The sequence below is a fragment of the Streptacidiphilus pinicola genome, assembly GCF_003258295.1.
In the GTDB taxonomy this organism is placed as follows: Bacteria; Actinomycetota; Actinomycetes; order Streptomycetales; family Streptomycetaceae; genus Streptacidiphilus; species Streptacidiphilus pinicola.
This window is the reverse complement of the sequence record NZ_QKYN01000232.1, coordinates 1-4,110: the sequence shown is the minus strand read 5'-3', so window position 1 is coordinate 4,110 and position 4,110 is coordinate 1. Positions and strand designations below refer to the sequence as shown.

4 protein-coding genes are annotated in these 4,110 nt (G+C 76.3%); 3 read left to right on the top strand and 1 reads right to left on the bottom strand.

The window, feature by feature from the left end:
• From DN069_RS38160 to DN069_RS38150, 3 genes are all read left to right on the top strand, one after another.
• On the top strand, positions 1-2,242 hold a 2,242-nt coding region (locus DN069_RS38160), incomplete at its 5' end, for an asparagine synthase-related protein (protein WP_243640329.1).
• Between the two features lie 76 nt (positions 2,243-2,318).
• Positions 2,319-2,828, top strand: a complete 510-nt coding sequence (locus tag DN069_RS38155) for a universal stress protein (protein WP_111507839.1) — start codon at positions 2,319-2,321, stop codon at positions 2,826-2,828.
• Positions 2,829-2,908: 80 nt separating this feature from the next.
• Positions 2,909-3,568: a DsbA family oxidoreductase gene (locus DN069_RS38150; RefSeq protein ID WP_424556365.1), complete on the top strand. Its 660-nt coding sequence runs from the start codon at positions 2,909-2,911 to the stop codon at positions 3,566-3,568.
• A gap of 24 nt (positions 3,569-3,592) precedes the next feature.
• Here DN069_RS38150 and DN069_RS38145 read toward each other — a convergent pair.
• Positions 3,593-4,110, bottom strand: a 518-nt coding sequence (locus DN069_RS38145; protein WP_207892411.1) for an NPCBM/NEW2 domain-containing protein, incomplete at its 5' end; no start/stop codon positions are given.

The following is a 4,110-nucleotide window of genomic DNA, read 5'->3' as shown; positions in this document are numbered from 1 at the left end:
CGCCTGGGCGACGGCGGCGCTGCCGCTGGCCGATCTGGTGGAGGCGCCGCTGGACCACGTCCACCTGGCGGCGCGCCTGGCCCTGCCGGACTCCCCGGAGGGGGTCGGCGACAGCAGCCCCTTTGTCGGCGTGCGCCGGGTCACGCCCGGTCAGGCCCTCAGCGTCCGGGGCGGCGCCCCTGACGTGGCCGCGTACGAGGCCCTGCCGGGCGGGGTCGGCAGCTACGAGATGACCGAGGCCTCGGCGACGGCGGAGGTGACCCGCTCGCTCCTGGAATCCGTGCGACTGCGCGTCCGCACGCCGGCGCCCGACGCCGGCTTCGGCCCCTTGCGCACAGCACCCGGCCCCGCGCGCGTCGGCGCGCACGTGGGCGTGAACGGGAGCCCGCCCGGCCGGGCGGCTGCCCCGGAGCCGCGCGAGGCCGACCCGGATCCGCCGACTTCGACCCCCCGGTACGACACCGACGTCTTCGGCCGCCCCACCCGCCGCCGCGCCCCGAGCCCCAACGGAGCCGGACACGAGCGCTTCGGACCGGCCGCCACCCCGTCGCCCGACAGGGAGTCACCCCCCGGCCCCGAGGCTGCCTCCGGCCCCGCCGGCCCCGGTCCGGACCCGGAAGCCGCTTCCGAAGGGGGGACGTTGACGCCGCGGCCTGCCGTGAGTGTGGATCTTTCCGGGGGGAGCGCCTCGACCGTGTTGACGCTGCTGGCCGCCGGGATTCCGCGGGCCAACGGCGTGGTCGGCTTCGCGCGGGCGGCGGCTGAGCGGTTCGGTGGCCCCTCGCTCGCCTCGCCGGAGCAGGAGGGGGAGGAGGCCGCAGCGCCCGCACGGCAACAGACGCTCGGCATCTTCAGCGAGGAGCGGTGGGGGGATCCGCGCAGCTCGCGCAGCCTTCGGCACGGGCCGCCCGGCCACGATCCCGACGAGCCCGAGGCTGGTCCGCGCCGTACCGGCGCGGTCCGCGGGTCGTGGGCGCGGACCGGGGCCGTCCGCCCGCCCGAGACCGGCGCCCTGCTCGCGATCACGTACACCGACGCCGAGGGCGCGACCGGCGCCCCGCTCAGTGCCACCCGCGAAGCGGAACTGCTGCGGGCCCGCGCGGTCGCCGAAGCGGCCGCCGAGCGGCTCGACCACGTCGTGGTGCCCGGCGGGCAGGAGGCGCTGCCTTTCGCCGACCTCGCCGACGACCCGCTCGACGGACCGCTCACCGACGAGCCGGGCCTCGCGCTGGTCACCGCCGTCCGGCAGCAGGCCCGCCTCGCCGCGGCAGGCGTGGAACACATCAGCGGGCACGGCGCGCGCCAGGTCCTCGACGGCCACCCCGCCCGGCTCGCGGACCTGCTGCACGAGCGCCGGCGCAGCCCGCTGCTGCGGCCCGTCGCCGCGCTGACCCGCGCCGACAGCGCCACGCTCGGCGCCGCCGGGCTCAGCACACCCGTCTCCGTCGTCCGCGCCGCGCGGCGGCTGGCGCGTACCGGCTACGTCGACGGCCTGGAGGCCGCGGCCGCCGCGCTGCTGCGCGGCCTGCCGGGCGCTGCCCCGCAGAAGGGTGGCGCGGGGGAGGCCTCGACGCGGGCCCTCGCCTGGTGCACGCCCGGTCCCGCGGCGTCCTGGCTCACCCAGGACGCACGCGGCGCGGTCGCCGCACGCCTGCGGCTCGCAGCCCGCGCCGGCGCGCCCGACGAACGGCCCGGCGCGCGCCGCGCCCGGCTCGCCCTTCAGCGTCGCGCCGCCGACTTCCGGGTGCTGGCCCAGGTCGTCGAGTCCGCCCCCGAGGCGCGCGGCCGGCGCCTGCACGCGCCGTTCCTGGACAACCAGGTCGTCCGCGCCTGCCGGCTCGTGCCGGACCGGGCCCGCATCCAGCCCGGCGCCCGGCAGGTCATCCTGCGCGCGGTCCTCGCGGGCGCGGGCATCACCGGCCTCCCCGATGACCTCGCCGCCCAGGCCCAGACCGGCCACGACGCCCCGCCCTCCACCGAGACGATGCGGGCCGGCCTGCGTCGGGCCGCCCCCGCACTGGACCGCCTCCTCTCCGGCTCGCTCCTCGGCCGCTGGGGCATCATCGACATCGAACAGGCCCGCGAGGCGCTGGTCGCCGCGACGGCGGAGCGGGACCCGGGCCCGCTCGACGGCCTTCCCGAGCTCGTCGCCACGGAGTTGTGGCTGCGCCGCCTGCACAGCCGACGGGGCAGCTGCTGGATCGACGTCCGCAGCCCCTCGCGTCCGGCGGTGGGTGGCTGACGCGGCTGAGGTGCCTGAGGCGCCTGGGGCGTGTTGCAGCTGACCGATCGTCACCTCGTCCCCGCATCATGGCTGCATGCGCCCACTCCCCGTCTCGCACGAGCTGCCGCCCGCCGACGCCGACCCCGGCGTCCTGGTGGGGGTGGACGGCTCGGACGGATCGCTGTGGGCGTTGGAGCGCGCGCTCCAGGAGGCGCGGGTGCACGCGCTGCCGCTGCGCGTCCTCGCCGTGGTGAACCCCACGCCCGCCGCCGCGACCCCGGGACTGGAGGACGTCCTGCAGGACAGCGTCGACCGGCTGCTCACAGGGATGACGGACGTGGTCCGGCGCGGTGTGGTCGCCGCTTCGGCACGCCTGCCCGGCGCGAACGTGGCGTCGACCCCCGCCGTCGACGCGCCGACCCTGCACGTGGTCGCGGGCGACCCGATCGCGCTGCTGCTCAGCGCCTCCGCCCGCCAGCACACCCTGGTCCTCGGGGCCCGCGGCAACGGCGGCTTCTCCCGCCTGCTGGTCGGCTCGGTGGCGTCCGCGCTGCTGTTCCACGCGCTCTGTCCGGTGCTGCTCGTGCCGGGACCCAAGCGCTGACGGGACCCAAGCGCCGACGGGACCCACTCCGACGGGAATGGCCTGCTCGGCGGAGGCGTTCCCTGAGTGCGCAGAGAATCGTGAGCTGTGAGGAGCCCGCCCGCATGAAGGTCGAGATCTACTCGGACATCGCCTGCCCCTGGTGCTACATCGGCAAGCGCCGCTTCGACCGTGCCCTCGCCGCCTTCGAGGGCGCCGGCGACGTCGAGGTCGTCTACCGCCCGTACCAGCTCGTGCCCGACGCGCCCGCCGAGCCGAGCCCGCACCGCGCCTGGCTGGAGGAGCGCTACGGCCCGCAGTCCCGCGCCATGGACGACCGCGTCGCCGCCATCGGCAAGCAGGAGGGCATCGACTACGACTTCGACGCCGCCCTGCACGTCAACACCATCCACGGCCACCGGCTGCTCCGGCTCGCCGAGCACGAGTACGGCCCGGCCGTCCAGGCCGACCTCAAGGAGCGGCTGCTCGCGGCGCACTTCTCCGACGGAGTCGACGTCGCCGACTTCGCCGCGCTGACCGACGTCGCCGTGGCCGCCGGGCTGGACCGCGCCCGCGTCGAGGCCTACCTGTCGTCGGACGAGGGCCGCGTCGAGACCGAGCGCGAGCTCGCGCAGGCCCGCGAGATCGGCGTGAGCGCCGTGCCCACCTTCGTCTTCGACGGCAAGTACGCCGTCCAGGGCGCGCAGGAGACGGAGACCTTCCTCTCCGCACTCCGACAGGTGGCCCAGCTCAAGGACTGACCACGGCTCCCGGGCGGACCCGGCTCAGCAGGTGAAGCCGGCGTCCGCCCAGTCCGCGATCTGCCCGCCGATGAACCCGTGCGAGCCGTGGACGACCAGCTTGATCGCCGAAACCCCGCCCAGCGGCACGCTCACCGGCACCGCCGGATCGCCGCCGTGGATCACCGGCGACCGCCACAGCACCGCGCCCGTCGCCGCGTCCTCCACGGTGAACTTCGCCGAGCCCAGACCCAGCGTCATGTCGTCGATGCCGACCGATGCCGTGAAGAGCTTGCAGCTGCGGTTCAGGTCGATCACGGTGTTCGACGGCGCGACCACGGTGACGCCGCGCTTGTAGCGGGTGCCGCCGATGCTGACGCCGTTCGGGCGCTGCCAGACCCAGCTGAAAGGGTTCGTCTGGATCGACGGGCCGTTGTTGTGGGACAGGCCCTGGTAGGGCAGCGAGTCCACGAAGAAGTCCTGCGGCGGGGGCGGAGGCGGCGGGACCGGCGTCGGTGTGGGAGTAGGCGTGGGCTTCGGCGCGGGGGGCTTCGGCTTGGGGG